Below are 26,873 nucleotides of genomic sequence, written 5' to 3'. Positions count from 1 at the left end.
CATAAACCTAAACTGAAAAACGGCACAAACCATAGCCGAATCAATTTATCGCTGAAGAGAACAGACATTATAATAAGTGAATATTCTATCCACTCCACCGGAATCCAAAAGATTTACAGGAATCCTGGTACTGTTGCTCGTATTCACACTGGCCCCTGTGTTTGGTTTTTTTGCGGGAGACGGCTCTCCGGCCGGTGAATTCCTCGGGGCTTCGGCAACCCTTGCTCCGTTCGTGATACTCGCGATTGCCGCCTATCTTTCGATGAACAAACGCATGGATATGCTGAAATATCCGGCATATGCGATCCTTCTCGGAATAATACTGGCAACCGCCTTCATATCGTTCTTCTTCGGCCTGATCTCGATACTGCCGGCAGACATTGTCTTCTCCGAAGAATTCGATCCCGGAGCCTTTGACGCCATAGCAGATACAGGGATTCTCGGGAAGATCGCTCTCCTCTTCCTGGGCTGCGCAGGAGCGGCAATCTTCTCCCTTATCCCGCTTTTAAAAACAGTCCGTGTAAAGCTTGCCTCAAGACTCGACTTCGATCCCTTCTGCCGGGTGCATATCATTGCACTGGTGGCGATCTTTGCAGTAACGATAATCCCCCTGATTCCTGTTACGGTTGCGGGAGTCCCGCCATACCTGTCCCCGGCCTTCATGGAGATAATAAAAAATGACGCGGCATTCCTCGAAGGGACTGTTGCGGTCGACATCTATACTCTCTTCTGGACAATCCTGGCCTCCTTTGCAATCGTAGGCCTTTTTACGAAGAGGAATTTTAAGGAGACGCTGCAAAGGCTCGGCCTTTCAAAACCCGCCGCAAAAGAAGTGCTGATCGCAATCGGTGCAGCACTTGCCTTGATCGTGGTCTTTTATGCGGTCGATGCCATAATCGCAGTAATCTGGAATGCAGCCGGCTGGCCTCTCACTGATTCCAACGCTTTCGAAGCGTTCCTCGTCCCGTACATGACTCTCCCGGGTATAGTAATCGCTTCAGTCTGTGCGGGGTTCGGCGAGGAGATCTCGGTAAGAGGCGTTCTTCAGCCGAGATTCGGAATAATACTCCCGGCTATGCTCTTCGCCTCCCTTCATGCATTCCAGTACAACTGGGACGGGATCGTATCGGTGTTCATCGCCGGACTGGTCTTCGGTATAATCAGGCAGCGCTACAGCACGACCGTCAGTGCAATAACACATACCACATACGACTTCGTGCTCTTCCTGGGGCTTCTCCTGGGATTTAATGTAATCTAAAAAATGATTATTTCATATAATACTGCAGGAACAGGTAGAGATAATATGAATTCATGCCCAGATCCTTCTTTTCTGCATCCACTTCCGCTTCGTCGGCGTCGATGAAGCCCGAGAACTCATCAAGGAATATTTTTTCATATGAACGCACAACCTCCGAAGACTCGTCCTTATACAGGAGATAGATTGTATCGGGTTTTTCCAGGAACTCATCGGGATACAACTTCTTCAGGGAATTTTGCCCGATATCCCGCCATTCTTCTTCATATGTCGTCTCATCTTCCGAGAGCCTCGTCTCCGGACTGAGAGTAATTCCAAGATATGCCTTTGCATAAGGCTTCAGCACGACGGAGTCATACGTGAATTTATTCGTTCCGCCCGAGATAATTTCCTGGATGTTCTTATCCACGATCTCCATTTTGGCCTCGCTGTGAGGACCGTTGATCAGGTATTTTTTTTCGATTAACGGTTTTAATGACATAAGATCTTATGATTTATTCATACTATATAAAAATTTTTTACAATTTAATCATATATGCTTGCGAGAAAAGTCTGAAGGTTGTGTTATTCATCCACTGCCCTGAATATTTCGCTATATTCCCGAGGGAAGTGAAGAATTCATTCAAAAAAATTAATTGTCCGCTTTTTGCTCGCGATCTGAAAAAAATCTCTTCGCAAGCTCCATTATGATAATTACGACTGCGCCTGCCGCAACGAAGAGAACAGCCGATCCGATCGTTCCGCCTGCGGCAGTAATCTTGTCGAAGAGCAGCCTTGCCGACCCGAGCATGAGTCCGGTCAAAAATGCTATCATCGCTGTATGGTGTGTCTTAAGCAGGTATTTCAGCAGACGCGAGAAGAGAAGCAGCCCGATTACGCCGCCGGCGACATATGTTGCGATCTCAACGAGAGAGAGCGATTTTATCACGCTGAGCATGTATTCGTACTGGCCGAGGACGAGCATGCTATACGAACCGGAGATCCCGGGGAGGATCATCGCACACAGCGCCGCCATCCCGGAGAGAAAGAGAACGGGAAGCGAATGACCGAGCGAGGCCGGGTTTAAGCCTGCAAGAATGAAGCCTGCAATCGCACCGATCAGAAGGAATGCAGCGGCCCGTTTGTCCCTCGAGTCCTCCTCTATTATAAGGAACAATACGACTGCCGATGCGACGATGAGCCCGAAGAAGAACGAGAAAGTCTGCACCGCATAATCATTGAGAAGCACGAGGATGACATTAGACATCGCGAGAAAGGATGTCCCGATACCGGCAACAAGCACGATCAGGAATATGGGATCGAACTTTTCAAACTCCTCCATTGCCGACTTTACATCGCCCTTGAGCAGGTACTTTACAGGCGAAGGACCGATATTTCCTATGGCCTTTACCAGGCGTTCGTATATTCCGGTGATAAGCGCCATCGTTCCGCCGGATACACCGGGGATGATGTCGCAGATTCCCATTAAAAGCCCCTTGATATAGATTATTGCATATTCAAAAAAGGTCTCTTTCCGCGTCACATAATAAAGTGCCCGCCACGGAATATTAAACCAGCCGGTACTGCGAAAAACAAGAGGGAGTTATTTCGTCCCGAAGAGACGATCGCCCGCATCGCCGAGGCCGGGTATGATATACCCCTTCTCATTCAGGTGCAAATCTATTGCTGCGGGGAGGATGCTGACATCGGGATGGTCCTCATCCATCTTCGCCAGACCCTCGGGTGCAGCAAGAATACAGAGCACCTTGATGTCAGTGCAACCGTGCTTCTTGAGATACGAACATACTGCAGACGTAGTCCCGCCAGTCGCAAGCATCGGGTCGAGGATGTAGATCTTCCTCTCTGCTATTCTCGATGCAAGCTTTGCGTAGTACATCTGCGGCATAAGTGTCTCTTCGTCACGGTAAAATCCGATATAACTAATCGTCGCCGTCGGGATTACCTGCAGAAAACCCTCCTGCATACCGATGCCTGCACGGAATATGGGGACGATCGTCGGATCGATGCCCTTTGCCCTGAACGCCTCGACATCTCTTCCCTCCCACGTCCGGACACTGGTCTTCTCGAGCTCCCAGTCTCTCGTCGCCTCGTAGGTGAGATACATCGTCAGCTCCCTTATCAGGTCCCTGAAATCCTTTGAATTTGTGCTGATATCCCTCAAAAGGCTCAGTTTATGGGCCACAAGGGGATGGTTGACCGTGCAGGAAGGCATATCAGAAATCAACTCCCTTGTCGCCTACTACATGCTCCTCTTCCTTCTCGCCGGGAATGATCAGGTTCAGGACGACACCGATGACCGCAGCAAGACCGATGCCCGCGAGCTGGAAGTCTCCAATCGGGATGAACAGTCCGCCGAGTCCCGCCACAAGGATGAGAGAGACGATTACTATGTTCTTGGCTGACGAAAGGTTGACCTTGTTCAGGATGAGCTGGTTGATACCGAGGCTCGCGATAAGGCCGAAGAGCAGTATCATGACGCCGCCCATAACGGGGTTGGGAATGGTCTGAAGGAATCCGCCGATCTTTCCGACGAATGCAAATATTATCGCAAATATCGCTGCGAATGTCATGATTACCGGGTTGAACGCCTTTGTAAGAGCCACCGCTCCGGTGACCTCGGAATATGTCGTGTTGGGCGGACCGCCGACGAACGATGCGAAGAACGTTGCTATACCGTCGCCGAGCATTGTCCTGTGAATACCAGGATCGGCGAGATAGTCCTTCCCTGTGACCGAGCCGATCGTAAGTATGTCTCCGAAATGCTCGATCGCAGGCGCGATTGCCACCGGGACGATAAAGAGGATCGCCGCAAGGTTCCACTCGGGGAGCACGAAATGAGGCACCGCAATTATCGAGGACTCGAAGAACGAGCTCATATCCACTACGCCCATCGCCAGAGAGACGATATAACCGACAACGATGCCTGTGAGAACAGGTATAAGCTTCAGGATGCCTTTTGCAAAGAGGAAAACCGCCAGTGTTGCCGCAAGGGAGATTCCGGCGATTATCAGTGCTGTTTCAACCGGTATAACCTGGACGTCGCCGGACTGCCCGAGAGCCATACTGACCGCGGTAGGCGCAAGGGAGAGACCGATGATCGCAATCACGGGGCCGACCACAACAGGCGGAAAGACCCTGTGGATGATTCCTACACCAAAATACCTGATTGCAATGCTTAAAACAACGTAGAAAAGACCGGCTGCGGCAAGACCGCAGAGGGTGGACGGAAGGCCCCACGCCGCAATCCCGTACGTTATCGCGGGGATAAATGCAAACGAAGACGCAAGAAAGATGGGGACCTTCCATTTTGTTACTACCTGAAAGATCAGAGTGCCGACACCTGCCGTAAACAGTGCGACACTTGGATCGAGACCGGTCAGAAGCGGGACGAGAACAAGGGATCCAAATGCGACGAAGATCATCTGGAGACCCATAAGGACGTTCTTCCCGGTCTCTTTTTTGTTAGCTGTCAAATCCATTCAAAACCTCCAATAAACTCAGAACAAAACTGAAAGAAGATGAAACGATCCCGGAGAAAAAAACGTCAGAAAGCGGACCGGAATGCATCTGATAATTTTTTTCCAGATACGGCAATATAATTAATCATTCGTTCTTCAACCCAAAACTAAAACCATTAAACCTGCGTAATTAATTATCGGATGTTTTCAGTAGTCACAGGAGGGGCCGGTTTTATAGGGTCCCACATCGTCGACGCCCTCGTGAAAAAAGGCGACAGGGTGCTTGTAATCGATAACCTGAGCGCAGGGGCGACTGCAAATATTATGCCCCATATAGAGAGCGGAAAGGCCGAATTTCTGCAGGCCGACCTGCTTGACGACGGGTGGCAGGAGAGGATCGCAGGCGCCGGCAGGGTCTTTCATCTCGCCGCTGACCCGGATGTCAGGGCAAGTGCGATCTCGCCTGCCAGGGTCTTCGACAACAATGTTCTCGCAACCGAGAGAGTTCTCGATGCGATGCGGGTGCACGGGGTAAAAGAGTTCGTCTTCACCTCGACCTCGACCGTGTACGGGGAAGCCGCAGTCATCCCCACGCCGGAGAACTACAGCCCGATGATACCGATCTCAATATACGGTGCATCGAAGCTTGCATGCGAGGCGATGATCGCCGGCTACGCCCATACATACGGAATGAAGTCATGGGTATTCAGGTTTGCAAACATCATCGGCGAAAGAAGCGGACATGGCGTTATATGGGACTTCGTTCATAAGCTGATCGACAACCCGGAAGAGCTCGAGATACTTGGCGACGGAAAGCAGATCAAATCATATCTATCCGTGGGTGCATGCATCGAAGCGGTCCTCTTCGCCGTCGAAAATTCGGGTGAGGCGTTCAACTACTTCAATATCGGATCGGAAGACTGGATCGACGTAACAGCACTGGCAGAGATCGTTGTCGAAGAGATGGATCTTTCCGGCGTGAAGTTCACCTACACGGGTGGCGACCGGGGTTGGGTAGGCGACGTCCCGAAGATGCAGCTCGGGGTGGACAAGCTGAAGGCTTTGGGATGGAAGCCTGAAACAGGCTCGGCCGAATCCGTAAGACTCGCTGTAAGAGCGCTGCTGAAGGAAATAAAATACATATGAAAGCGATAGTAATTCTCGGCGACGGAATGGCCGACGAGCCGCTGGAGGAACTCGGCGGAAAGACACCGATAGAATACGCGAATACACCGTACATGGACTGGGCGGCTTCAAACGGTGCCTGCGGGATGCTGAAAACGGTTCCCGACGGAATGGTTCCGGGAAGCGATGTCGCAAACCTCTCCGTCCTCGGGTACGACCCGCGTGAATGCTACACAGGACGAGGACCGCTCGAAGCGGTGAGCATGGGCATAGATTTCGGTGAAGACGCGATTGCCTACCGCTGCAACCTCGTGACCATTGAAGACGGGGTAATGGCAGATTTCTCCGCGGGGCACATAACGGGAGACGACGGCCCCAGGCTTATCGAATCATTAAACGAAGCTCTCCCGGAAGGCATAAGAGTATACCCCGGGGTCAGCTACAGGAATCTCCTCATCCTCCAGGGCGGAAAGGGATCGGAATCGGCACCACCCCATGACATCGTCGGGCAGGAGATCGATCCGCATGTCCCAAAAGGACCCGACAGGGAGATTTTGCTCGAAGCGATGAATATTGCCGCCGAAGTCTTCAAAGACCACCCCGTAAACCGCGAGCGGATAGCCCGCGGTGAGAAGCCGGCAACGGGAATCTGGCCGTGGAGTGGCGGCAGAAAACCGTCGATGGAGCCATTTAAGGAGAAGTACGGGGTTTCGGGCGGAATGATCTCTGCCGTTGACCTCCTGAACGGCATAGCGATGCTCGCGGAGATGGAGATCATAACAGTACCCGGTGCAACCGGATTTCTCGATACCGACTATATGGCTAAGGCAAAATATGCACTCGAAGGGCTGGAGAGGCTCGACTTCATCTACATGCATGTCGAGGCGCCTGACGAGGCCGGGCATATGGGCAGCATCGAAGAGAAGGTTAAGGCGATCGAGCGTCTCGACGAAGCGGTAGGGATGATCCTCGAGAGTACGGATGCGGCCATCGGAATTCTGCCCGACCACCCTACTCCGATCAGGCTCAAGACGCATACATCCAATCCGGTCCCGTTCATCATCGTCGGCAGGGGACGGGACAGAACTACCTGCTATTCCGAGAAAGAAGCGGCTGAAAACGGCGGCTTCGGTCTTATCGAAGGGGATATGTTCATGAAGCTCCTTTTAGGGCAGGCGGAGAAAAAAGAGTAAATCGCTGAACTTACAAAGCGGCATCAGATCCCTGCTTCATCATTCCGGGCGGTCAGTGGGGGTAACTTTCATCATCTGCCGCATAAATAGCCGCCCGGCAGAACCTGAATACTCTTTTGTTCCGGGACGCAATAATACAGATCATCGAACACCTGAAAACGAATAATTCAGTGCAGGAATATACATGAGCGAAAAAAGGAAGCTATCAATCGGAATTACGGTAAATCTTGAGAACTACGAGAACCTGAAGGTCGAGGTCGAAGGGGAGGCCAAAGATGACCGCGATGCCGGCGAACTTATAGAATACCTTGACAGCGTTCTCTCCAGGTTGGGGAGGAATGACCCGGAGACAAAGAAGAAGATCGACAGCTACAGGAGGAGGGTGCTGGAGAATCCCGGGGAGCCGGTAATTACCAATATAGTGGAAGAGGAGACGTATCCGGCACCTGAGATCCCTCAAACTCCGGCAGAACCCGCAATTCCTGTCTCGGAACCGGCTCAGGAAAAGCCCTTGCCGGAGGAAAAACCTGTTGAAAATACAGGGTTTACATGCTCGTCGTGCGGAAGGCCGATCTCGAAGGCCGAGGAGCAGCTCTCGCAGATCTTCATGGGACGCTCGCTCTGCAAGAAATGCCTCGAGGAGATGCAGAAATAGAGGCGGACTGCAATCGCATACTTTCTTTCACACCGCCTAAGGCATGAATTAATAGGTTTCAGGTGAAAATGTCTAATATGAAGAAGAATCTGCTCATGTGGGAGGAGACGCTGTTTCGTGACCCCGAGGTATTCGAGATCGACTTCGTACCCGAGCAGTTCAATTTCCGCGACACCCAGATGAGGGAGCTCGCATTTCAGGTCAGGCCCGGCATGAAGGGTGCAAGACCGCTCAATACCATATGCAGGGGGCCCCCGGGCACGGGGAAGACGACGAGCATAAAGAAGCTTTTCCTGGATATCGAAGAAGCCACCCACAGGATAATCCCGGTGCACGTCAACTGCCAGATTGAAAATACCAAATTCGCAATATTTTCGAGGATCTACAGGAAGCTTTCGGGGCAGCAGCCGCCCGCCTCAGGGACGTCTTTCAAGTCTCTCTTCGACTCGGTCTGCAAACTGATACTTGACAAGGACGCAGTCCTCCTCGTCTGCCTCGACGATGCAAACTACCTCCTTTACGAAAACGAGATCAACAAGGTTCTGTACACCCTCCTCAGGGCCCACGAATCCTATGAAGGCGTCAGGATCGGGGTAATCGCCATAATATCCGACATGGGTGTCGATCTGATGAGGGAGGTCGACAGCAGGGTTTCGTCCGTATTCCGGCCGACCGATATCTACTTCCCGCCTTACGGGGAGGACGAGATCCGCGAGATCCTGAACCAGAGGATACAGCAGGGCCTCTATCCAAACGTGGTAAATGATGCAATGCTCGATCTCGTCGTCGAACAGACCGCAAATCTCGGCGACCTCAGGGTAGGAATCGACCTGCTCAAGAGAGCGACCCTTTACGCTGAGAACGACGCAAGACGGAGCCTTGAGAGGGAGGATATCTGCCGCGCATATGAGATCTCGAAATACCTGCACCTCTCCCATACTGCAAAGACACTCAAAGACGAGGAGAAAGACGTGCTCAAAATCATTGCAGAGAACAGTATGGACAAAAAGGAGCTCTCTGCAGGGGCAATATTCGAACTGATCAAAGAGAGCCGGAAGATGGGCTATACGAGGTACTACGAGATCGTCAAAAAGCTTGATGCGATGAGGCTTTTGAACCTGAACTATCGCGAGGGAAGAGGCCGGACGAGATTAATCACGCTCAGGTACGATCCGGCCCGTGTACTCGAGATTCTCGACTGACTCGCCTCCAGAGTCATTTAAAAAATATTATAACTTTTGCTGGTTCAATGTTAGATTCAGGAGGATTATTCATGATAAGTGTCAATGAAATTGCCCTCGATCTTTTTGAGGACCTCGCGGAATTTCCGGAGGATTACAATGTTGAGTTCCACCAGCTCGACAACGGCGCACGTTTAGTCGACTGTGGTGTAAGTGCAATAGGAGGATACCAGGCAGGAAAGCGTTTTACGGAGATCTGCATGGGCGGCCTCTCGGAGATTACGTTCAGGAACGGCAAAATAAACGACGTCCCCATGCCGTTCATCGATGTGAACACCGACTTCCCCGCAATCTCCTGCCTCGGCGCACAGAAGGCGGGATGGACCGTCAAGGTCGGCAACTTCTTCGCGATGGGAAGCGGCCCGGCACGTGCACTCTCGCTGATGCCCAAGCACACATACGAAGTCATCGAATACGAGGATGAGAGCGACTATGCGGTCATCTGCCTCGAATCGGACACACTCCCCAACGGAGAGGTCATGGAGAACATCGCCGAGAAGTGCGGTGTCGATGTGGCTAACGTATGTGCGGTGGTCGCACCTACGGCATCGATCGTCGGTTCGATCCAGGTCTCTGGCCGCTGCGTCGAAACTGCAATATACAAGCTCAACGAGCTCGGCTTCGATACGAAGAAGATCGAGTCCGCGATGGGAACCGCCCCGATTCCCCCGGTGAAGAAGGATTCGACAAGGGCAATGGGATGCACGAACGATGCAACCATCTACCACGGCCAGATCTACCTCACGATGAGAGCACCGGAGATCAAGGATTATCTCGACAAGATCCCGTCCAACAAGTCCTCGTCATACGGAGAGCCGTTCTACGACACGTTCAAGAAGGCGAACTTCGACTTCTACCAGATAGACACGAACCTCTTCTCGCCCGCAGAGGTCGTCATAAACGAATTATCAGAAGGCGTCGTCTACCGCGTAGGCGCTATCAACCCCGAAGTGACACTCAAGTCCTTCGGGCTTCTCTAAATTTTTTTCAAATCAGAATTTTTTTTCGTTACAGGTTGTTTATTAGATTTCTGTATCATGTAATATTTCAGAAACTAAATAAAAATTATGTGGAATATGAAAATATCAATATATAATTAATAAGGGAGTATCAGAAGAATAAACAATAAATTTTGAATATACCAACAACAAGGTGACCATAAAGAAAGAGACTTAATGGAGTATCATAATGATTTCATTTATTGCTAATTTAATTAATGAAATGTCAAACAATCCAGACACTATTGCGATTTTTGCGTTAGTTGTTTCTATTTTTTCCATAGCAATTGGATTTTCAGGCCTCTTAATCCAACGCAGGCACAATATTTTATCTGTTAGACCGATTGGAAATATCGGTTTATTCCAAAGTCCAAATACCATCGGAATACATATAACCAACAATGGAACTGGCCCTATGATAATAAAATCAGTTGAAACTGAAAATAATGAAGGAATAAAAAAGAATTATCCTGTTGATTGGATTCCAATTGAATATAGACAATTTTTTTGGGGGAATCTTGAAGAAACTTCATTATTAAACGGAACAAAAGTAGATATTCTTGGGTTTAAATTCAACCCAAATGATCCAAAAGAGGAACAGAAAAGAGATGAAATTAGATCAATACTTAAATCTCTCACAATCCATGTAAAATATACTGACATTTATAATAAATATCAACCTGAATTAATAAAAAAATTTGATCATTTTGGAAACCAGACGTGGCCTTCAAAAAAAGATTAACTTCTAAACATATTTTAATCTAAATTATTTTTACTGAATTGTTTATATTTTTTTGAGTGAATTTGTCAGCTATTAACATTAAATATAATAAAACAAACTCCAAAAACACCGGTATGATCTTTCGGGACGATATCCCCTCATACCTGGCAAAATGGGGAACCTGCATCCTGCTTCTTACTGCCCTGCTCCTTGTCTCCGGGTGCACCTCCGGCGACGACCAGTATACGGACAATGAAAGCGTTTCCGTAGGTGAACTTCTCGCAAATCCGGAATATGACACTCCTGTTTATGTTAATGGGGTGGTAAGCGATCTCGGTATACTCAACTGCCTGTACTTCCACCTTACATCGGGAGGGGAGACGATCGACGTCTGGTACGATATGATGGTCGAGGACAATAAGACCTCACGCCCGGCAGTCGATGTCTCAGGGCTTTCAAACGGTGAAGAAGTCGTTCTTTTAGGTGAACTCAAATCCGAAGGGGAATACAGGCAAAAAAATGCTTTCTGGCTTATAAAGGTTGAATAACCTATATTCTGTCAATAATTTTTCAGAAGAAGATCGCCATAACGATTGCGATGCAGATCACCTTCGCAGCCATGCTTGCCGAGTAAGCGATGACTGCGACCCTGATTCCATCCTTCCCGAACATTCCGATATACAGCGGAACCGAATACTTCAGGTATATCATCGTTATAAGGATCATGCTCCCGAGAATGAGGGTCACGAGTGCCTGGCCGAAGTCGAGCATTCCGGTGTCCACCATCGATCCGACGACAGTATACCCGGCCGAAAAATGCATGAACTGGGCGAGCAGTGCGGCCGATGCCTCACCGGGAAGGCCGATAAGGTTTAAGATGGGATCGAAGATTACCGAAAGCCAGTTGAGGACGCCCGCCACGCTCAGCAGCCAGAAGACGATCATCGTAATAATCGTAATCGGTATGATCTTCTTCAGCGGCTTTTTGGATTTTTCAATCGCCTTCTTCAGCGATTTCATATCAGGCCTCTTCAGTTTTTCAGCCGCCTCGACCTTCTCGTACTCCTTCTCCGGAACCGATCTTCTCCTCCTTAGCACAAGATTGGTGTATATCAGCGCCCCGACCACCTGAATAAAGGTGGAGAACAGGTTGAAGAAGGTGTAGATCCCTCCCAGGACCGGGCCGAGGATTACAACCGCCGTCGGAAACTGGGCCCTGAATATCGATTCTCCGAATACTGCCGGGAAAGTCCCGATGATGAGCGACGGAACGATCTCCTCCTTTTCGACTTTTCCGGCCCTGTGGTATTCTGCGAGCATCGACTTTCCCGCAGTCGGGTTTATCACCATCGAGAGGATAGACAAAACTGCCTCCTCCGAGAGGCCGGAGATCCGGCACAAAGGGACGGAGATAATCTTAAATTTCGACATTACACCCGTTTCGGATATCAGGTTTACGAGAATAATACCGGCAGTGATTAAAAGAACCGCCCTTATCGTATAATTCAGGAAGGAAATAAACTGGATATCCGAAAACATGCTGTATTCTAAAATGGAGTGTTATAAAATCATAAAAGATTCTATTAAGTTCGAAACTCATTGAAACACCCCTGACAATATAATTTATGCCTCTAATACTGATTTTTGACGACAAGATATATATTTGATCGGGTTAAAGTATCATACATGGGTCCAAAAACCCAGACTAAACCCGAATACTCTTTTTCAGACAGCATCGTCCCGCGAAAAATTTCAAGCCACATGAATTTCGAAGGAGGAATTACATCATGACACAGGTACAGTCAGAACTGTCCGACAGGTGGATTGGAATCGACCTGAACACGACCGGGTATATTGCAGTTGTCGCAGACCCAAATACCGGCTTTACTGCAAAACTCGGGAGAGAGGCCCGCCTTATCCACGATGAATTCAACAGGGAACGAAAGAAACTGAAGAACAGGAAAAAAACCAGAAACCTGAAGCGGCTGGATAAAAGAGAGACAGGACAGCTCAGGGATCTCAACAAATACCTGAGCAGGGATATCGTGAGGATCGCATCGGACCTCGACTGCGGCATCAAATTCGAGAGGCTCTCCGGAGGCCGTTTCAGGAGGAAGAACAGAAGAGGGATTATCACGGATTTCTCCATCAACAACTGGTATTTCTATCACCTGTGCCAGATGGTCGAAAACCGTGCCGTCCGCAGGGGTATACCCGTCCTGTATGTCGACCCTTCATTCACCTCCCAGATCTGCAGCAGATGCGGTGCACACGGCCGCAGGCACAGAAAAGTCTTCCAGTGCCCCGAGTGCGGGTACATCTGTCATGCAGATGTAAATGCGGCATTCAACATCGCAAGATCGCCTGTCAACAGGTGGGAGGATCTGGAAAAGATCAGGCTGGAAGCCGAGAGAGCAAAGATAAAAAGAGAGATCAGGAGAATCAACGCCGTCAATAAATCTCCGGCCTGCGAAATCGCCGACTGGTCTTCATTTCCGGCGGATTCGTTCTCGCTGCTCTTCAGCAGACAAAGCTGCGAGATCTGAACTGATGAAAAATATCAACAGCCCTTATCCTTTTTTTCCTTTTCAGAGACCAGCCTGTTGATAAGCCTCACGAGATCCTCAATATTGTAGGGCTTCGGGAGAACCGCATCGAACCCGTATTCCCTGAAATCCGCCATAACCGGATCGTTCGAGTACCCGCTCGACACTATTGCGAGTATATCGGGATCGAACTCCCTCAGCAGGGCGATCGTTTCAACTCCCCCGAGTCCTCCCGGAACCGTAAGATCCATAACAAAGACATCTATGGATTTTTTAAGAATCTTCGACTGCTGGTAGATTCTTATCGCCTCCGCACCGTCCAATGCCGCCTCGACGTCAAAACCGTAGCCCCGCAGAAGCTGGGGTATCGTATCATAGATGCTCCTGTCGTCGTCCATCACGAGAACTCTCGATGATCCGGAGAGCATTCCGCCGGAGAGCCCGTCTTCGGCCTCGACGCTTCTTTCGGTCGCGGGGAGGTAGATCCTGAATTCGGTCCCGACACCGACCTCTGAAATCAGCTTTACCGCACCGCCGTGTTTCCTTATTATCGACATGCAGGATGCAAGCCCAAGCCCGTTTCCGCTCTTTTTTGTGGTAAAATAGGGATCAAAGATCTTTTCCCTGTATTCCTCCGGAATTCCGCTGCCGTCGTCCCTTACGGATATGACAATATATTTCCCGTCTTCAAGGCCGTCCTTTCCGGTGATTACGCCTGCATTCTTCGCCTGCACGTAGATATTTCCTCCGTCTGCCATCGCCTGTATGGAGTTTATCGCAAGGTTCTCTATCACCTGGCTGATCTGTCCCTTGTCGACCTCGACATTGTAGAGATCGCCTGCGATATCAAAGTACAGCTTTACATTGCTACCGTGGGAGACAAATTCCGCCGATTCCCTGATCATCGACTTTATATCCTGGACCTGCCTGACAGGCTCCCCTCCTTTTGAAAAGGTAATGAGCTGACGGGTGATATCCTTGGCTCTCGATATCGCCTTTTCAGCCTCTTCCAGGCGGGAGGAGACATCGGCATCTCCTTCGGCCATATTTCTCGCAAGACCGATATTCCCGGAGATCGCCGTCAGTATGTTATTGAAGTCGTGGGCTATCCCTCCCGCAAGGACACCGAGCGATTCGAGCTTCTGTCTTCTCAAGACCTCCTCCTCCCATCTAAGCCGTTCCGATATCTCGCGGAACACGATTACGGCACCGATCGATGTCCCGGACCTGTCTGTAAGCGGGGAGACGGACAGGACAACGGGATACGCATTTCCTTGCGAGTCGAAGAGATCCACCTCGGTATTAATCTCGAAGACCTTCCTGTCGGATATAACATCGAGAACTATCGAACCGATGTCCTCCGGCCGGCCTGCTTTTTCAAGCCTGAAGATGCTGTCAATCCTTTTTCCTCCTGCAGACTCAACACTTATTCCAATCTTCGCAGATGCCTCCCTGTTGATAAGCGTCACATACCCGAGATGATCCATAGCGATAACGCCCTCGGCGATGGACGACAGGGTTACCGAAAGCCTCTCCTTCTCTTCCGCAAGGCTCTCTTCGAACCTTATCCGCTCTTCGACCTCCTTTACAAGTTCGCTGTTGGCATGCTCGAGTTGGGCCGTTCTCTCCGTTACAAGCTCCCGGAGGCGGTTCCTGTGGTTTTTCAGCTCCTCCTCGGCCTTCCTTTTCGCAGTAACATCCCTTGCTATAACGAAAAACCCGGTCATCTCATCGGAACCTGTCAGGGGCTGGGCGCTGAACTCTACCAGGTATTCTTCTCCGCCGGTCGAAACCAGTGTTATCTCCGTCTTGCCGCCGTTTTCCCTGTTATTCCCGGCGAGAAGCGGCCGGATCTTTTCCATTCCGCCGTTTTTGACAAATTCCTCTATCTTTCTGCCGGCAAGCCCCCCGTCTTCGAGTCCTGCTTTTTTTTCCATCGCCCCGTTGGCCGAGACGAACACCCCGTCTGCATCGATCGTAAAGATCAGGTCGTTTGCGTTGTCGAAAAGCCTGCTATACTGCTCTTTACCTTTTTCTATCGACTCCAGCATCATGTTGATCGCCGAACCCACGGATGATATCTCGTCGTCGCCTTCGATGTTGATCCTGCCTTCAGGACTCTCTGTCATGGCAACAGTTTTGATCTCCCTGTTCAGGTTTTCAAGCCTCGATACGACCGATCTCTGGATCAGGACAAGGATGACCGCACCGAATATTACGGACGCAAGTACGAGCATCATTATCAGCAGGCTGAGGACGCCTTTTCCGTAAATCGTCACGTCTCTCGGTTCAGTGACCTGAAGAACCGCAACCGGTTCGCCGTATATATCATAGATCTCCGAAAATCCGGCAACATATTTGTTATCTACGGGACTGATGATTATCGAGTTGTCGTTTATGGTATTCCCAGCCCCTTTATCCGCGAAAATCTCGAAATATTCCTCAAAACCAGATTTGTTTTCAATTACCGAGATCTCGAGCTGAGTTGTTGCTGATAATGACGAAACCTCACTCCTGTCAAGATATCTTCCTACAAGCAGGTTTCCAAACGGATCGCCCGACTCCGGGTCCGTTATAGGGCGGGATGCTATGAGCATCGGCCCTGAATTAAGCATTAAGGTTCCTTTTGTCGTTCCGCTGCTAAGCACATCCTCATGCCCGGCAATCTGTGAAAGCAGGCTCTTGGGAGTCGGCATCTGGTGGCCGTAGTCGAGATTCATGTACTTGTGCCACAGGATGTTTCCCTCCGAGTCCGTGATCAGCAGAATATTTACCCCGACATCAACAAGCCTTCCGTCGGAGAATATCGTACGTGCGACAGAAGTATCACCGCTATCGATGAATTCGGGAAGCTCTTCTGATGTGGCCCATGCATTTGCAATTGAATCGAGCCGGTCGACCTCGGCATTCACGGCATTTGCCGCCCTCATCACGTTGTCGCCGGTCAGCCTCTCTTCAAGGCTTGAAAAACCTGAATCGAGACTTACAGACGAGAGAATATAGAGGAGAAATATCAGCCCGAGAAGGGTAACGGCAATTATCGCGGCGGTCGTTGTGCGAATAGATTTGCGTTTTTTTCCTTTGCCTCTTCCTTTTCCCCCGAACAGTGAGGTGATCCGGGAAAAAAGCCCGTACCCGGAGTCTCCTTCGACAAGAGCCATCAATATTAAAAAGTTATCAAATAAAGATATACTTCATCGAATTATCCTATCGTTATCACATGTTGATACGTACTAGTACTTATTCAATGTAGCATCAGATATTTTACTAAGGCAAAGTATATTTTATCAGCCACAGACTCCTCTGGCAGGTGATTTGGGTATGCTGCTCTCTGCTCCGGAAAAAAAATCCGGATTTGCAAATATACAGAAAAAAAACGCCATCTCCACCTTTATCATTGTAATTTTTTTTCTTGCAGCAGCATCTCCCGGATGCCTTTCGGATGATGCCGGCATTGCCGGTGCAGCCCGGGAAGAACAAAAAAATCTTACGATATCAGGGTCCACAACAATCCAGCCGGTATCGGAGATACTCGCTGCCGCATACATGAAAGAGAGTCCGGGCGTTGACATTGTCGTTAACGGTGGGGGGTCGGGCATGGGCATAAAAGAAGCAGGAACCGGAATTGCTGATATCGGGGCCGCTTCACGAAATGTCGAAGACTCCGAACTGCTTTCATATCCTGATCTGGAAGTGTACCGCATAGGCGCAAGCGCCATAGTGATAATCACCTCGCAAAAGAACGTCATTGACACGATTACGTTCGAAGAAGCCTCTGCTCTCTACAATGGCGAATCAGATGACATATCGTCCATGGCCGATATTGCCGGCATAAATACCGTGATCCAGAGATCCGAGGAATCGGGAACCGAAGAGACATTTGCAAACTGGCTGTTCCCGGGAAAAAAGAACGTCGACTCCTCGCTTGAAGCCGAAGACTACGGCACAAACGGTAAAGTGACACAGCTCGCAGCCGAAGGAAACTCCGAGGTATTGAATCTTGTAAAGGACAACCCGTTCTCCATCGGTTTCGTCGACTTCGGCTACGCAGAATCGGACCCTGGAGTAAAGATCCTTAAAATCGTTGATAAAGGATCAGGAGAGGCTGTTCCTTCCGACATTACAAAGATTAGGGAGGCCATACTTCTCGAACTCAGAAATGAAGAGCATTCCGACGGGGGCGGATCCTTCTACATCTCCGGCCTTACAAGGCCGCTGAATTACGTGACGAAAAGTGACGCTTCCGCTCTGGCGAAGGACTTCATTGAATTTGCAACCTCGCCTTCGTCAAATGATTACTTCAACGAAGTCGGCTACTTCTCGGTTGCCGAACTTAACCAGGAGGTCTGAAGATGACAGAAAAGAAAATTTTAATTGTTGAAGACAACTTTGAAATCGCCGAGATCGTATCGATAATTCTGGAGAGAGACGGCCACGAGATCACAGGCATCGTGGAGAGCGGAGAGAACGCACTCTTGTCTGCCGCAGCAGTCACTCCCGATGTCGTGATATCCGATATAGGTCTTGCCGGTGAGATTGACGGAATTGAAACGGCAACTTACATCTCGCACCTTTTCAGGATACCTGTCATCTTTATGACAGGGGCAGTCGACCAGGAGACGATCGAGAGGGCCAACTCTGCCGAACCTTACGGCTACCTTGCAAAACCGTTCAACAAGAGCGAACTGCTGTCCACCGTCTCTCTGGCCATAAGAGCGTTTGAACTGAATATGAAGGCAAAGGAGAGCGTAACGAGAAAGATACCCTCGTGCGTAAAACAGATGTGTTTGTACGAGGAGGGAATCGTAATCACAAACCCTTCAGGCAGAATACTGTATATCAATCCCTATACTGAAAACCTCACAGGCCTCTCGAATGCCGAGATGCTGTTAAAGCCGTTATCGGAGATCCTTCATTTCTCAGGGAATACAGGCTTTGACCCCGGAGCACTCTCGCAGGCGGCTTATTTCGGCGAGGACGAGGAGACTGTCTTCCTGAAGGACCGGAGCGGGGGAAATATCATGGTCAGGGTGAGGATCGTCCCGAGGAGATACAGGGATGAAGATACTGTCGGCGTAATTATCACGATAAAAGAGATCTCCGAAGAAAAATCCGCAGGGGCCAGGGATGCGGGCACGCTCTACAGACCGGATACAGGCAGTGCTGCAGCATAGATTAAGAAAAGAATTTATTTTTATTGCGCTTTTATTCTAATCAGGTAGATATTATGAAATACAGTATTACAGGTGACAATCTCCAGTTTGTCACAATGGAGATCGAAAATGCTGAAACCGTCTGGGCCGAGGCCGGTGCGATGGTCTACATGAGCGCAAACATTGATATGAAGGCTGAACTCCAGGGCGGACTCTTCAAGGGAATCAAAAGGAAACTCGCAGGAGAGTCCTTCATGATTACAAACTTCACAAGTCAGGGAGGGCCCGGAGTTGTTGCATTCGGCGGAAACGCACCCGGAAAGATCTATGCGATGGACATCACAGGAAAGGATTTTCTTGCCCAGAAGGATGCATTCCTTTGTGCGGAGAAGAGCGTCAACTGGGAGATTGCATTCCAGAAGAAGCTCGGTTCGACATTCTTCGGGGGTGAAGGACTAATCCTCGAGAAGATCTCCGGAAGCGGGATGGTCTTCTTCCATGCATGCGGGGACCTTGTCGAGATCGATCTTAAGCCGGGACAGACCTACAAGATCTCAACGGCCCATGTAGTCGGGTGGGAATCGTCGGTTAATTATGATATCCAGGCAGCGGGCGGTATCAAGACCTCCATGTTCGGCGGCGAGGGATTCTTCCTGACAACTCTCACGGGGCCGGGAAAGATTGTCATACAGTCGATGACGCTCCCACAGCTTGCAGATTCACTCATTCCCTTCCTTCCGCACTCGTCCAACTCAAGTGGCGGCAGCGGGTTCGAGATCGGCATCTGAGGAGATGATTATCTAATGGAGAGCAATACTGCGGCATCAAGGGCGGGATGGGCAACACTGCTGGCGATTATAGTCATAGCCCTGATAATCCTCGCCCTCTTTTTCCTCGAGTATCTTGTAATCGGCTTCCTGCTGCTTGTAGGAGCGATCGTCATCCTTGCCCTTGCGGCGATCATCGTCACCGCGGTGATGATTATCCCCTTTTACGCCATGAAGGGGACTGTCGTCGAGGAGGGATCATATATGATAGACGACGTAAAGGCCGTGGAGAACGAGAGGAAAGATTGAATTTTCTTTTTTTTGATTGAATCAACCAATTAAATTATTCTTTGAATATGCCGCTAAACCCGGCTTAACGGATTGGTAATAAAATATAAGGGGTATAATCCTGAATCATTCATAAAAGAAAATCAGGAAAAATTATGGCAGAGAAGATCTTCGGCGTTCCAGCCAAGAAAATGGTGAACCTGCTGGCATCCCTGGTGTGTGGAGCCGTCGGTGCGGTTTTCCTCGGCTTCGGCCTGAATGAAAGAATATTGGAATACGGAATTTTCTTCAGGATCGTCTCCCCCCTGCAGTTATCATTGATAGGAATCGGTTTTGTCTTCCTTGTCGTCGCAGTATTTCTAGTTCGCGAGGCGTTCAGGGACGGTTTTTTCGATCCCGAATCCGCCTGGGAGGACGGTATCCGGTTCTGTGAGGCGAATATCCTGATCTGGCTGGTTTTGTTCTGCCTCGGCGTTATACTCCCCTTCATCGCGGCACTCCTGCTGGTGTTTTTATGGTAAAATGAACTTTTTCCTGGCATAATCACAGGATTCAATATCGAAAAATCCCGGATAAAGAGACCAAAACCCCCTTTTTGCCTCCACTGCACCTGCAGGTCAGGCAGCTTTTCGAAGGTTCCTAAAGAATGATCAACGGTTGGTCTAAAAAAGATTTATCATGTGTAAAAAATAATAAACACATTAGCATGTTGAACCCGGCGACAGTGACTGAACTTGCCAAAATACTCAGTTTTCTTGGAAACGAACAGAGGCTCAACATACTCAGGGCGATTACGCACGAAGAGAAGTTTGCACGGGAGATCTCTGAAGAGGTCGGGATCTCCCGGCCGCTTGTGAATATTTACCTAAAGCAGTTCGAAAAGGCAGGGCTTGTCACCGGAACCAACCGCGTCGGTGAAGAGCCGCCTTATCTCAAAAGATATTACAAGGCCGTGCCCTTCGAATTTGCTTTGAGCCTTGACCTTATTTCGAAACTGGAGATGAATGAAGATGAATTTTAAAACCGTAAGGGAGTTCCACTGGTTGACAAAGATTGTAATTCTACTTACAGTATTTGTTGTATTGGTGATCCCGATCATAGCATTTGTTGCATCTATGCTCGGATTTTCAGTTAGCAATTTGGGATTTTTTATGTTATCCTGTACCTCGATACTAATGTATTTATTCCCAATTATTCTGGTTGTTATCGTTATTTACATGATTATAACTAGGGTCAAGGGATGGATTGAGAAGTACATGGATGCAATGCTTGCAAAGATGGATCTGCTGGCAAGCAGGAACAATGTCGAAGAATCCAATGCAAAACTGGCAGTAATGGGCAGCAGGATGGAGGAGATAGAAAAGAAAGTCGACAATATCTCAGACATCCTCGAAAAAGTGGCCGAATGAAGATGAACCTGTAAAATAATTTTTGAGAGGAAGATAATATGAGTCCAAAGCTTACCGGAATATTCACGGAGGGAGATACCCGTGAATTTAAGGAATGGATTGAGAAGCAGTTCGGATCGGAATCGGAGAGAAAGGCCGAAATATCCGACATCAAAACAGAGATTGCGCTGCTCAGGCAGATGGTTGAGAGAATCGATAAGAAGATCGACAACATCGAAAGAATACTTGAGAAGGTTTCGGAGTAAGTTAGATCGGGCTGTCACCTGATAAAATATCATACACCATTTTCCAGGAAAACAAAATTTAATCCCGTACCTCAACTGAACCGTAAAATTATTTCCATTTCGACTTTACGGTCAGAAAATTTAAATGGTGCAGCATTAACAATATTAATCATGGAGCTGACAGGGGTTGCACGCGGTCTTGATCGGGTATTATACATTATCCTGTTTGTAATCCTGGTTTTTTTCTCGCTGATGAATCTTTTCGTCTTTATCATCAACTGGGAGACATGGTTCTTCGGGATCAGGCTGGCCGGTCTTAATGCAGGTATCGTATTGTTCATTTATTTTCTGGTTCCGGCCGTTCTTGCGTACCTGCTTTACATGTACCCGGGGAAGACTGCTATAATCTCCATTTTATCGGTCTTCTTCTTCGTTTTTACGTTTATCTCCTCTTCAATAACTACAATCCAGCTGAGCAACGGCGTGAAATCATACAACGGATTCATGGCAATATTTGTGGTTATTCCTCTGGCTGTCCTGGCCGGTCACCTGATCGCCGGCCGGTTCTATGACAGGAAGGAATACCATAAAGAAAATGCTAATGAAGGAGAGGTTTCAAAAACGGATTTTGGAGGCATAATGGGAAAAAATCCGATATACGATATCCTGATCCCGGCAATTGCGGCGTTTTTTATAGTTCTTCTTTTCGGGATAGCGATGTTGATCCCGGCTTTATTTTTACTGATCGTTCTTTCGGTCATAATGATCTCCAAAAGAGCAACCGGTACAGGAGAAAGGAGCAAAAGGGAGAGACTGAATATGCATTACGCCCGCCTCCTTTTTGCAATGGGTGTAATGATGATAATTTTTGTAATTTTGTTGTATTTCGTACCCGCATTTCTCATGATGAATCGCGGGTGAACGACAGAGAGGATTATCGGGTCCGGGAAAATTCACACAACGCACACAAGTTTATAATACGTCAACATAAACGTGTTGACATGCAAAGATCAGGGATTTTGAAAATATTATTCCTTCTGGTTATTACAGCGGCGATCTCCGCCGGGTGCACGGACTCCGGGAATTTAACCCCGGTGGAGAACACGTCGCAGGCAACTCAAACTGCAATAGAAACAACCAATACTCCTGTAGAAACTCCCTCACCACAGACCGAAGGAGAACTGAAACAGGGAGACGAGGTTAATTCCACGGATGTTTTCGGAAGAAATTATTTCTGGTGCGAATACAGGGATAACATCACTTCAGAGATGCCCCCGAACGGAGTCGTCCAGAGATTTTATTCCAGCAGGACCGAACGATCTGTGGACGAATACAACGGGATTCCGGCAATACATTACAGATATATCTCCAAAGGGGAGACGTGGAGTGTAGTCACTGATCAGTATATTGATGCAGCTATAAGCGAACAGCTTGGAGGAATTTTAATCAACACAAGAGATGGCCAGATCGATTCAATAGAAAATCTGACTGCTGAACCTCTTAACCAGGAGAACAGACCCTTCGGGGAGAAAATTCACACATTCGTATACCAGGGTACTGAATCAGTAACCGTTCCGGCGGGAACATACCCGGAGGCACGGAAATACTGCTATTACAACTCCGATAATACCGTCGGGTGCACATACTGGTTCGAACCGGGTATACCCGTTCCGGTTCTGTACCAGTTCTCAAACGAATATATTGTCGGGTACAACGGGTTTGAATCACACGAACTGGTTGCATGGGGATAAAAATACCCTCACTTTTCTTCTCTCACAATCCTTCGGGAGTTCAACAAAAAATATATATTGTCAACACACATATATTGACATATGTTCCTGCCAACGGATGAGAAGCAGTTCGCGTTCTGGGCGATGCGCCGGAACGGTATGGCCAATATCGCAATTGCAAAACAGCTCGGGATATCCCGGCAGGCGGTCTCCCATGCATTGATCCAGATGGATGAAAAGATAGAGGCAGTTCTCCGGGATATGGCGAAAGCGAACAGCATCGCAGCTGAAAAAGTCAATGCTGAGCGGGGAGTTCTTATCGGCCGTTCGATCCCGTTCAGGACCGCTGCAATCATATTTGTCTCCGAAAAGCACGGGATTCAGGTATGGTTCGAGCACGAGGGCGACTGCGGAAGCTGCGAGAGATATCCGGAATGCATAGAACTCCTCTGGGACTACGCCGGGGAGCTCGGTGTAAAGATCGAAAAGACCGACGACCCGACGAAGATGGCCGATGAACTCTTCCAAAAAGTGAGGGAGATGATATGACAATCCGGATATCCGAGACAATCCACAAATGGATGGGCTGGTGCCCGGTGAAATCCGGGATAACGATCCCGGCCGGAACAGAAGGGTATGAAACCAAACCAGGGCGATCCCCAGGCGGTCCGGAGAGAACCGGCACGGAAAGAATCATCGATTACGGTTCGTCGGGATCGTCCCTCCTGAACCTCCTGATGTTGGGTGCAGGAATAGCGGCAATTGTCTTCGGCATCAAAGCTGTCAGCCTGTTCTTTATCGGAGCGGACGCCATAGCCCTCTTATGCTTCCTGTTCGCAACGGCGTTCATCCTGGTATACAGCGACCTGAAGAAGACACGGATTGAAACCGATCATGAAAATATAATAATTTACAGGCCGGTATTCAGGCCCGTGATAATCCCGAAGGAAGAGATCTCGGCCGTGGAGATGCATGACAACCACCGTCCGGTGCTTTACTGGTTCATAACGGTATTTTCACTTGTACTGATCCCGATATATTCCATAACGGGCATATACGACCGTTACTCAAGCTGGGCATCCGGGGTAACCTCCACACCGGGATTCGCCCTGTACCTGGGATTCTTCATCAGCATCACGGTTTTCTTCCTTGCGATCTACAATTCCCTTCGAATACGGCGCAGGTACCCCGAAACCCTCGTAATCAAAACCACCCGAAATAAGAAACTGGTGATTTACGGGAAGGACCACGAAGAAATTGCAGAATTTAAGGAGAGTTTGCTATGACATTTTTTCTGGAATATTTCAGAAAAATGACGGGCTGGTGCCCGGCAAAATCTGGGAGTATTGCTCTGAATACGATAACCGGATACGGAACAAAATCAGGACATTACCCCGGCAGCGCGGAAAGGGTTATCACCGACAGGATCGTCGATTACGTCCCGACATGGACCTCCCTGTTGCAACTCCTTGCATTCGCCACGGGAATCGCCGCGATCGTCGCATTCCTCAAATTCGTCAATAAATATTACCCAGGAACAGATATCCTCCTGCTCTTCTGTATCATGCTTGTTACGGGTTATCTCATAATATACAGCGATATGAAGCGCACGACTATTGAATCCGGACCTGACGCGATTACAGTAAAAAGACCAGGTTTCAGGACAGTTCATATCCAAAAGAGCGATATTAACAATGCCGAGATCATCGACAACCACAGGCCGGTACCGCAATTTGTTCTGGCAATATTAGGGCTTATCATAATTCCTGTCTTTTCTGTTGTCAGTATCTACGGCAGATATGTCGAATGGATCTCAGGAGAAATACATACCCTGTTATTTATCGCATACCTGGGATTTTTTATTGTCATCTCCATCTTCTTCCTGGTAATCTACAATTACGCCCGTATAAGGAAAAGGTATCCCAAATCGTTTGTCATCACCACGAAGAAAAGTAAACAGCTCGTGATCTACGGAAAAAGTTTCGAAGAACTGGTAGAAATCAAGGAGAATCTGTTATGACTGAATATTCAGGATCCAACCGGAAAAAAACTGCATGGTGCCCCCTTACTGAAACTCTCCAGAGTACCCTGACCGAACCTTCGTCCGGTTATGCACCGGTACGTTCGGTACAGCCCGGAGGAGGAGACGGTGCCGGAAGAAGAATCGGCCGCGGGGCAGGGATTGCAACCCGGAGTATTAAAACTCTCATAAACAACAGGAAATTATTATGGTATCCGCTTCTTGCAGGTCTTGCCCTTTTCCTTATGTACCTTACAGAGATGGCTTTCAAGGCGTATTCTATCATGACACATTCGGGCAGCTACACGTACTGGTCGCTCGGCTACTACTATGGATTTTTCCTTACTTTTGTTGTTGAGCTTATCTTTTTCTTCTGCCTGAATTATATATTCGCCGCGATAGTCATCGACATCTCAAAGAATCCTGAAAATCCCGGAGCAGTAAGGAGATCCCTGTACAGTGCAAAAAATTACCTGAAGACTATTGCAGGATGGTCTGTAATGCTGGCTGTTATTGCAACGGCGATCTATGCCTTTGTCCTCCAACAGCCCTGGCACGCACATCTGTACCCTGCTTTAGGAACAACGATGTTTACAATACCGTTTGTCTATTATGTCCCGATCCTTCCCCTTGCAACGGTAACCGCCGTTATCGAAAAGATCCTGTATACTGTCCCGCTCCTGGTAATTACTCTGTATGCAATTCCGCTTCTTGTTCTTGAAAACAGGAGCCTGTTCGGTGCGATTGCAGGTCTGGCCGAATTTTTCAGGAGGACATGGATCGAAATTGTCGTCTGTTCTTTGATATTCGCGACGATCATCGTCGGAATTACTCTCCTTTCCCCGCTCATATGCATGACCCCCCTGTTCGTCGATTACGACTACCACTTCTTCGCGGTCTATGCCATCCCGATGGCGGCGATCTGCTTTCTCTTTCTGGCGGGACTATTATTTGCCGTCGCTGCAATCTTTACATCTGCCGGAATCGCTGTCACTGATCTCTATAAAATAGGAAAGACAGGGAGGGTTCCCGGGAAGGACTAAAATCAGATTTAAAAGGGTGATTGATCACGGATTCCTTTCAGACATGCGTTATAGTTATTGCTCTCATAATATACGCGGCTTTTTCCACCGGATGTACTGACACATCCATCCCGGAATCTCCGACTGATCCCACTCAAACGGCCGCGAACGCGGTAGAAACAACAAAAATAACCACAACGATCACCGTTACCCCTGAGCCAACGGTGAAGCCCGAGGATATTAAGGTTTTTAGAGATTTTAAAAGGGCGGAATACCGGAATAATATCACACAAACCTTTCCACCTAACCCCCGCTACCAGTGGGAGACCGCCGTTAAAATCGAACGATCCTACAAATCCTATAAAGGTACCATTGCAATTTATGAGAAATTAACAGGGACCATGGACTATTCGGGAACTGAAAACGGGCTTATCAGCGTTTATGAACGGTTTCTGGATTCTGAGACGAATAACTATTTGGGAGGAACAATTGAGACAACTATAAACGGGGTAACGCAACCCGCATCGGAACTCAATGCAGAGGAAGATTACTTCCCGGGCGACGAGCCCTCATTTGTGATCGGAATTACGCCATCCGGTGCGGCGAATATCGCGCTCACGTATGAAGGGACCGAATCTGTAACTGTCCCGGCAGGAGAATACCCGGATGCACGTAAATATACAGGATATTTTCCTGACGGAACCCCAATAACATTCTGGATCGTTCAGGACATTCCCGTACCTGTCCAATACAGGTTCCCGAATGATTATCTTGAAGGAGAAGACCCCATCCAGACCTTTGAACTAAAGAGCTGGGAATAGTTGTAAACCTTAGCAGATCCCTTACGAGGAGGATCTCAGATGATCCGCTTCGACCATCTCACAAAAGAATACAACGGAATACCTGCATCGGCGATCCCGGTACGGGAATTAGGCCCGATCCTCTTAATCCGGACATCCGGGGGAGTATATTACTTCTTCAGGAAGTACAGGAGAAGGTAAACCAATATAATTTTTAATCAGTGCAGGCTCTTTTACCACAATCCTGCTAAGAAACACTTTATACCGG

General features: G+C 48.7%; 31 protein-coding genes. 25 read left to right on the top strand and 6 right to left on the bottom strand.

Annotated features, from left to right (window positions below; genetic code table 11):
- Window positions 1-76 precede the first annotated feature (76 nt).
- The gene (locus tag METPAY_RS05340) at window positions 77-1,258 is read left to right on the top strand and encodes a CPBP family intramembrane glutamic endopeptidase (RefSeq protein WP_048149817.1); all 1,182 of its coding nucleotides are present in this window, start codon (window positions 77-79) and stop codon (window positions 1,256-1,258) included.
- Between the two features lie 7 nt (window positions 1,259-1,265).
- Here the strand turns inward: METPAY_RS05340 and METPAY_RS05335 are convergent, their stop codons facing one another.
- From METPAY_RS05335 to METPAY_RS05320, 4 genes are all read right to left on the bottom strand, one after another.
- Entirely contained in the window at window positions 1,266-1,736 is a 471-nt protein-coding gene (locus tag METPAY_RS05335) for a hypothetical protein (protein WP_048149812.1), read from the bottom strand.
- 150 nt (window positions 1,737-1,886) lie between these two features.
- A complete protein-coding gene (locus METPAY_RS05330) occupies window positions 1,887-2,720 on the bottom strand; it encodes a DUF368 domain-containing protein (protein WP_245611528.1) in 834 nt (277 codons plus the stop codon).
- Between the two features lie 117 nt (window positions 2,721-2,837).
- Window positions 2,838-3,467: a uracil phosphoribosyltransferase gene (upp, locus tag METPAY_RS05325; protein WP_048149807.1), complete on the bottom strand. Its 630-nt coding sequence runs from the start codon at window positions 3,465-3,467 to the stop codon at window positions 2,838-2,840.
- A gap of 1 nt (window position 3,468) precedes the next feature.
- Window positions 3,469-4,734: a uracil-xanthine permease family protein gene (locus tag METPAY_RS05320; protein WP_048149806.1), complete on the bottom strand. Its 1,266-nt coding sequence runs from the start codon at window positions 4,732-4,734 to the stop codon at window positions 3,469-3,471.
- A gap of 180 nt (window positions 4,735-4,914) precedes the next feature.
- Here METPAY_RS05320 and METPAY_RS05315 point away from each other — a divergent pair, with 180 nt between their 5' ends.
- The 7 genes from METPAY_RS05315 to METPAY_RS05285 all read left to right on the top strand — a co-directional run bounded on the left by METPAY_RS05315 (window position 4,915) and on the right by METPAY_RS05285 (window position 11,194).
- Window positions 4,915-5,859: an NAD-dependent epimerase/dehydratase family protein gene (locus tag METPAY_RS05315; protein ID WP_048149804.1), complete on the top strand. Its 945-nt coding sequence runs from the start codon at window positions 4,915-4,917 to the stop codon at window positions 5,857-5,859.
- Complete coding sequence (locus METPAY_RS05310; protein ID WP_048149802.1) at window positions 5,856-7,031, top strand: cofactor-independent phosphoglycerate mutase; 1,176 nt, start codon at window positions 5,856-5,858, stop codon at window positions 7,029-7,031. Before METPAY_RS05315 ends, METPAY_RS05310 begins: the two co-directional genes overlap by 4 nt.
- Window positions 7,032-7,215: 184 nt before the next feature.
- Entirely contained in the window at window positions 7,216-7,686 is a 471-nt protein-coding gene (locus METPAY_RS05305) for a hypothetical protein (RefSeq protein WP_052418683.1), read from the top strand.
- Between the two features lie 77 nt (window positions 7,687-7,763).
- Window positions 7,764-8,888: an ORC1-type DNA replication protein gene (locus METPAY_RS05300; RefSeq protein ID WP_048149797.1), complete on the top strand. Its 1,125-nt coding sequence runs from the start codon at window positions 7,764-7,766 to the stop codon at window positions 8,886-8,888.
- Between the two features lie 71 nt (window positions 8,889-8,959).
- Window positions 8,960-9,907, top strand: a complete 948-nt coding sequence (mch, locus tag METPAY_RS05295) for a methenyltetrahydromethanopterin cyclohydrolase (RefSeq protein ID WP_048149794.1) — start codon at window positions 8,960-8,962, stop codon at window positions 9,905-9,907.
- Between the two features lie 208 nt (window positions 9,908-10,115).
- Window positions 10,116-10,667, top strand: coding sequence for a hypothetical protein (locus tag METPAY_RS14140; RefSeq protein ID WP_052418682.1), 552 nt, complete (start codon window positions 10,116-10,118; stop codon window positions 10,665-10,667).
- 113 nt (window positions 10,668-10,780) lie between these two features.
- Window positions 10,781-11,194 (top strand): hypothetical protein, encoded by a 414-nt coding sequence (locus METPAY_RS05285; protein ID WP_157199006.1) that lies wholly within the window; start codon window positions 10,781-10,783, stop codon window positions 11,192-11,194.
- A gap of 22 nt (window positions 11,195-11,216) precedes the next feature.
- Here the strand turns inward: METPAY_RS05285 and METPAY_RS05280 are convergent, their stop codons facing one another.
- Complete coding sequence (locus METPAY_RS05280; protein ID WP_048149791.1) at window positions 11,217-12,185, bottom strand: nucleoside recognition domain-containing protein; 969 nt, start codon at window positions 12,183-12,185, stop codon at window positions 11,217-11,219.
- A 248-nt stretch (window positions 12,186-12,433) separates the two neighbouring features.
- Here METPAY_RS05280 and METPAY_RS05275 point away from each other — a divergent pair, with 248 nt between their 5' ends.
- Window positions 12,434-13,192: an RNA-guided endonuclease InsQ/TnpB family protein gene (locus tag METPAY_RS05275; RefSeq protein WP_052418681.1), complete on the top strand. Its 759-nt coding sequence runs from the start codon at window positions 12,434-12,436 to the stop codon at window positions 13,190-13,192.
- A 14-nt stretch (window positions 13,193-13,206) separates the two neighbouring features.
- On the opposite strand, the gene METPAY_RS14135 is transcribed toward METPAY_RS05275, so the two are convergent.
- Window positions 13,207-16,353: a PAS domain S-box protein gene (locus METPAY_RS14135; protein ID WP_052418680.1), complete on the bottom strand. Its 3,147-nt coding sequence runs from the start codon at window positions 16,351-16,353 to the stop codon at window positions 13,207-13,209.
- 160 nt (window positions 16,354-16,513) lie between these two features.
- On the opposite strand from METPAY_RS14135, the gene METPAY_RS05265 reads away from it, so the two are divergent.
- The 16 genes from METPAY_RS05265 to METPAY_RS14845 all read left to right on the top strand — a co-directional run bounded on the left by METPAY_RS05265 (window position 16,514) and on the right by METPAY_RS14845 (window position 26,806).
- A complete protein-coding gene (locus METPAY_RS05265; RefSeq protein WP_048149789.1) occupies window positions 16,514-17,542 on the top strand; it encodes a substrate-binding domain-containing protein in 1,029 nt (342 codons plus the stop codon).
- A 2-nt stretch (window positions 17,543-17,544) separates the two neighbouring features.
- The gene (locus METPAY_RS05260) at window positions 17,545-18,366 is read left to right on the top strand and encodes an ATP-binding response regulator (protein WP_048149787.1); all 822 of its coding nucleotides are present in this window, start codon (window positions 17,545-17,547) and stop codon (window positions 18,364-18,366) included.
- A 53-nt stretch (window positions 18,367-18,419) separates the two neighbouring features.
- Window positions 18,420-19,133 carry a TIGR00266 family protein gene (locus METPAY_RS05255; protein WP_048149784.1) on the top strand — a complete coding sequence of 238 codons (714 nt, stop codon included), beginning with the start codon at window positions 18,420-18,422 and terminating at the stop codon, window positions 19,131-19,133.
- A gap of 15 nt (window positions 19,134-19,148) precedes the next feature.
- The gene (locus tag METPAY_RS05250; RefSeq protein WP_048149782.1) at window positions 19,149-19,421 is read left to right on the top strand and encodes a hypothetical protein; all 273 of its coding nucleotides are present in this window, start codon (window positions 19,149-19,151) and stop codon (window positions 19,419-19,421) included.
- A gap of 134 nt (window positions 19,422-19,555) precedes the next feature.
- Entirely contained in the window at window positions 19,556-19,921 is a 366-nt protein-coding gene (locus METPAY_RS05245; protein ID WP_048149779.1) for a hypothetical protein, read from the top strand.
- A gap of 203 nt (window positions 19,922-20,124) precedes the next feature.
- Window positions 20,125-20,421, top strand: a complete 297-nt coding sequence (locus tag METPAY_RS05240) for an ArsR/SmtB family transcription factor (protein WP_245611527.1) — start codon at window positions 20,125-20,127, stop codon at window positions 20,419-20,421.
- 196 nt (window positions 20,422-20,617) lie between these two features.
- On the top strand, window positions 20,618-20,809 hold the full coding sequence (locus METPAY_RS05235) for a hypothetical protein (RefSeq protein WP_157199005.1): 192 nt from the start codon (window positions 20,618-20,620) through the stop codon (window positions 20,807-20,809).
- A gap of 38 nt (window positions 20,810-20,847) precedes the next feature.
- Window positions 20,848-21,054, top strand: a complete 207-nt coding sequence (locus METPAY_RS05230) for a hypothetical protein (RefSeq protein ID WP_048149775.1) — start codon at window positions 20,848-20,850, stop codon at window positions 21,052-21,054.
- Window positions 21,055-21,204: 150 nt separating this feature from the next.
- Window positions 21,205-21,954, top strand: a complete 750-nt coding sequence (locus METPAY_RS05225; protein WP_048149773.1) for a hypothetical protein — start codon at window positions 21,205-21,207, stop codon at window positions 21,952-21,954.
- A gap of 98 nt (window positions 21,955-22,052) precedes the next feature.
- Window positions 22,053-22,784 carry a hypothetical protein gene (locus METPAY_RS05220; RefSeq protein WP_048149771.1) on the top strand — a complete coding sequence of 244 codons (732 nt, stop codon included), beginning with the start codon at window positions 22,053-22,055 and terminating at the stop codon, window positions 22,782-22,784.
- An 81-nt stretch (window positions 22,785-22,865) separates the two neighbouring features.
- Window positions 22,866-23,312, top strand: coding sequence for a hypothetical protein (locus METPAY_RS05215; protein ID WP_048149768.1), 447 nt, complete (start codon window positions 22,866-22,868; stop codon window positions 23,310-23,312).
- Window positions 23,309-24,049, top strand: a complete 741-nt coding sequence (locus tag METPAY_RS05210; RefSeq protein ID WP_048149765.1) for a DUF1673 family protein — start codon at window positions 23,309-23,311, stop codon at window positions 24,047-24,049. The genes METPAY_RS05215 and METPAY_RS05210 overlap by 4 nt, the downstream gene beginning before the upstream one ends.
- Window positions 24,046-24,783 carry a DUF1673 family protein gene (locus METPAY_RS05205; RefSeq protein ID WP_048149763.1) on the top strand — a complete coding sequence of 246 codons (738 nt, stop codon included), beginning with the start codon at window positions 24,046-24,048 and terminating at the stop codon, window positions 24,781-24,783. Before METPAY_RS05210 ends, METPAY_RS05205 begins: the two co-directional genes overlap by 4 nt.
- Window positions 24,780-25,826: a hypothetical protein gene (locus METPAY_RS05200; RefSeq protein WP_048149760.1), complete on the top strand. Its 1,047-nt coding sequence runs from the start codon at window positions 24,780-24,782 to the stop codon at window positions 25,824-25,826. Before METPAY_RS05205 ends, METPAY_RS05200 begins: the two co-directional genes overlap by 4 nt.
- A 20-nt stretch (window positions 25,827-25,846) precedes the next feature.
- Window positions 25,847-26,626 carry a hypothetical protein gene (locus tag METPAY_RS05195; RefSeq protein ID WP_048149754.1) on the top strand — a complete coding sequence of 260 codons (780 nt, stop codon included), beginning with the start codon at window positions 25,847-25,849 and terminating at the stop codon, window positions 26,624-26,626.
- A gap of 39 nt (window positions 26,627-26,665) precedes the next feature.
- Window positions 26,666-26,806, top strand: coding sequence for a hypothetical protein (locus tag METPAY_RS14845; protein WP_157199003.1), 141 nt, complete (start codon window positions 26,666-26,668; stop codon window positions 26,804-26,806).
- The last annotated feature ends 67 nt before the right edge of the window (window positions 26,807-26,873 follow it).

This window comes from Methanolacinia paynteri (assembly GCF_000784355.1).
GTDB classification, from domain to species: Archaea; Halobacteriota; Methanomicrobia; order Methanomicrobiales; family Methanomicrobiaceae; genus Methanolacinia; species Methanolacinia paynteri.
The sequence above is the reverse complement of the archived record's forward strand: the minus strand, read 5'-3'. Positions and strand labels throughout refer to the sequence as shown.

Coding starts and splice junctions, on each gene's coding strand:
- METPAY_RS05200 (WP_048149760.1), top strand. CDS start 24,780: ATGACTGAATATTCAGGATCCAACCGGAAAAAAACTGCATGGTGCCCC.
- METPAY_RS05335 (WP_048149812.1), bottom strand. CDS start 1,736: ATGTCATTAAAACCGTTAATCGAAAAAAAATACCTGATCAACGGTCCT.
- METPAY_RS05300 (WP_048149797.1), top strand. CDS start 7,764: ATGAAGAAGAATCTGCTCATGTGGGAGGAGACGCTGTTTCGTGACCCC.
- METPAY_RS05320 (WP_048149806.1), bottom strand. CDS start 4,734: ATGGATTTGACAGCTAACAAAAAAGAGACCGGGAAGAACGTCCTTATG.
- METPAY_RS05230 (WP_048149775.1), top strand. CDS start 20,848: ATGAGTCCAAAGCTTACCGGAATATTCACGGAGGGAGATACCCGTGAA.
- METPAY_RS05215 (WP_048149768.1), top strand. CDS start 22,866: ATGTTCCTGCCAACGGATGAGAAGCAGTTCGCGTTCTGGGCGATGCGC.
- METPAY_RS05250 (WP_048149782.1), top strand. CDS start 19,149: ATGGAGAGCAATACTGCGGCATCAAGGGCGGGATGGGCAACACTGCTG.
- mch (WP_048149794.1), top strand. CDS start 8,960: ATGATAAGTGTCAATGAAATTGCCCTCGATCTTTTTGAGGACCTCGCG.
- METPAY_RS05310 (WP_048149802.1), top strand. CDS start 5,856: ATGAAAGCGATAGTAATTCTCGGCGACGGAATGGCCGACGAGCCGCTG.
- METPAY_RS05330 (WP_245611528.1), bottom strand. CDS start 2,720: ATGGGAATCTGCGACATCATCCCCGGTGTATCCGGCGGAACGATGGCG.
- upp (WP_048149807.1), bottom strand. CDS start 3,467: ATGCCTTCCTGCACGGTCAACCATCCCCTTGTGGCCCATAAACTGAGC.
- METPAY_RS05285 (WP_157199006.1), top strand. CDS start 10,781: ATGATCTTTCGGGACGATATCCCCTCATACCTGGCAAAATGGGGAACC.
- METPAY_RS14845 (WP_157199003.1), top strand. CDS start 26,666: ATGATCCGCTTCGACCATCTCACAAAAGAATACAACGGAATACCTGCA.
- METPAY_RS05210 (WP_048149765.1), top strand. CDS start 23,309: ATGACAATCCGGATATCCGAGACAATCCACAAATGGATGGGCTGGTGC.
- METPAY_RS05225 (WP_048149773.1), top strand. CDS start 21,205: ATGGAGCTGACAGGGGTTGCACGCGGTCTTGATCGGGTATTATACATT.
- METPAY_RS14135 (WP_052418680.1), bottom strand. CDS start 16,353: ATGGCTCTTGTCGAAGGAGACTCCGGGTACGGGCTTTTTTCCCGGATC.
- METPAY_RS05315 (WP_048149804.1), top strand. CDS start 4,915: ATGTTTTCAGTAGTCACAGGAGGGGCCGGTTTTATAGGGTCCCACATC.
- METPAY_RS05275 (WP_052418681.1), top strand. CDS start 12,434: ATGACACAGGTACAGTCAGAACTGTCCGACAGGTGGATTGGAATCGAC.
- METPAY_RS05280 (WP_048149791.1), bottom strand. CDS start 12,185: ATGTTTTCGGATATCCAGTTTATTTCCTTCCTGAATTATACGATAAGG.
- METPAY_RS05235 (WP_157199005.1), top strand. CDS start 20,618: ATGATTATAACTAGGGTCAAGGGATGGATTGAGAAGTACATGGATGCA.
- METPAY_RS05245 (WP_048149779.1), top strand. CDS start 19,556: ATGGCAGAGAAGATCTTCGGCGTTCCAGCCAAGAAAATGGTGAACCTG.
- METPAY_RS05205 (WP_048149763.1), top strand. CDS start 24,046: ATGACATTTTTTCTGGAATATTTCAGAAAAATGACGGGCTGGTGCCCG.
- METPAY_RS05265 (WP_048149789.1), top strand. CDS start 16,514: ATGCTGCTCTCTGCTCCGGAAAAAAAATCCGGATTTGCAAATATACAG.
- METPAY_RS05305 (WP_052418683.1), top strand. CDS start 7,216: ATGAGCGAAAAAAGGAAGCTATCAATCGGAATTACGGTAAATCTTGAG.
- METPAY_RS05260 (WP_048149787.1), top strand. CDS start 17,545: ATGACAGAAAAGAAAATTTTAATTGTTGAAGACAACTTTGAAATCGCC.
- METPAY_RS14140 (WP_052418682.1), top strand. CDS start 10,116: ATGATTTCATTTATTGCTAATTTAATTAATGAAATGTCAAACAATCCA.
- METPAY_RS05255 (WP_048149784.1), top strand. CDS start 18,420: ATGAAATACAGTATTACAGGTGACAATCTCCAGTTTGTCACAATGGAG.